The organism is Nguyenibacter vanlangensis (genome assembly GCF_013376155.1).
In the GTDB taxonomy this organism is placed as follows: Bacteria; Pseudomonadota; Alphaproteobacteria; order Acetobacterales; family Acetobacteraceae; genus Gluconacetobacter; species Gluconacetobacter vanlangensis.
On sequence record NZ_JABXXP010000705.1, the window covers coordinates 1 to 1,412 of the forward strand.

A 1,412-nucleotide genomic window follows, 5' to 3' on the forward strand; every position below is an offset into this window, starting at 1 on the left:
GAGGTGGCGCAAGCGGCGCGGCGGTTCGTCGGCGCGCTGGCCGGCATGCCCGGCGCCTGAGGCCGGAGACGTCCTGAAAAACGAAAAATCGAGACGCGAAGACTCGAAGATCGGGAAGATCGGAAACGGACATGAAGATCACGAAGCTGACCACGTTCCAGGTGCCGCCGCGCTGGCTGTTTCTGAAGATCGAGACCGACGAGGGGATCAGCGGCTGGGGCGAGCCGGTGGTCGAGGGGCGCGCCGACACGGTGGCCGCCGCGGTGGCCGAACTGGCGGATTACCTGATCGGCAAGGACCCGTTCCGGATCGAGGATCACTGGACGGTGCTCTATCGCGGCGGCTTCTATCGCGGCGGCGCGGTGCATATGAGCGCTGTCGCCGGCATCGACCAGGCCTTGTGGGACATCAAGGGGCGCGCCTTCGGCGTGCCGGTGCATGAATTGCTGGGCGGCCGCGTGCGCGATCGCATCCGCGTCTATTCCTGGATCGGCGGCGACCGGCCGGCGGATACGGCCGAAGCGGTGCGCGCCGTCGTCGATCGCGGCTTTACCGCGATCAAGATGAACGCGACCGAAGAACTGCAATATGTCGACAGCCATGGCAAGGTGGACGCGGTGATCGCCCGCGTCGCCGCGATCCGCGCGGAGGCCGGGCCCTACCTTGGGATCGGCGTCGATTTCCACGGCCGGGTCCACAAGCCGATGGCCAAGGTGCTGGCCAAGGAGCTGGAACCGTTCGACCTGATGTTCATCGAGGAGCCGGTCCTGAGCGAGCATCTGGAGGACCTGCCCGAAATCACCAAACATACGTCGATCCCGATCGCGCTGGGCGAGCGCCTGTTTTCCCGCTGGGATTTCAAGCGGGTGCTGGAGCAGGGCTGCGTGGACATCATCCAGCCCGACCCGTCCCATTCCGGCGGCATCACCGAAACCCGCAAGATCGCGGCGATGGCCGAAGCCTATGACGTCGCGGTGGCGCTGCATTGTCCGCTGGGCCCCATCGCGCTGGCGGCCAACCTGCAGCTTGACGCGCTGTGCTACAACGCCTTCATCCAGGAGCAGAGCCTGGGCATCCATTACAACCAGAGCAACGACCTGCTGGATTACCTGACCGACCCGGCGGTCTTCGCCTATCGGGACGGGCATGTGGACATCCCGGCCGGTCCGGGCCTGGGGATCGAGATCAACGAGGATTATGTCCGCGCCCGCGCGGCCGAGGGCCATCGCTGGCGCAATCCGATCTGGCGCCATCGCGACGGGTCGTTCGCGGAATGGTAGGCTTGGCGATGTCAGGCTTGGCGATGTCCGGGGCCGCGCACCAGGATGCGGATGCGGGCGCCGATGCCGGCGCCTTCGCGCATTATCCCAGCCTCGCCGGCCGTTCGGTGCTGGTCACCGGCGGGGCCAGCG

General features: G+C 66.8%; 1 protein-coding gene. It reads left to right on the top strand.

All coding sequences use genetic code 11. The features are described 5' to 3' along the window. Positions 1–131 precede the first annotated feature (131 nt). Positions 132–1,280, top strand: a complete 1,149-nt coding sequence (dgoD, locus tag HUK84_RS18230; protein WP_176641500.1) for a galactonate dehydratase — start codon at positions 132–134, stop codon at positions 1,278–1,280. The last annotated feature ends 132 nt before the right edge of the window (positions 1,281–1,412 follow it).

Bases quoted from the DNA above. Each gene is read 5' to 3' on its own strand.
- dgoD (WP_176641500.1), top strand. From the start codon at position 132: ATGAAGATCACGAAGCTGACCACGTTCCAGGTGCCGCCGCGCTGGCTG.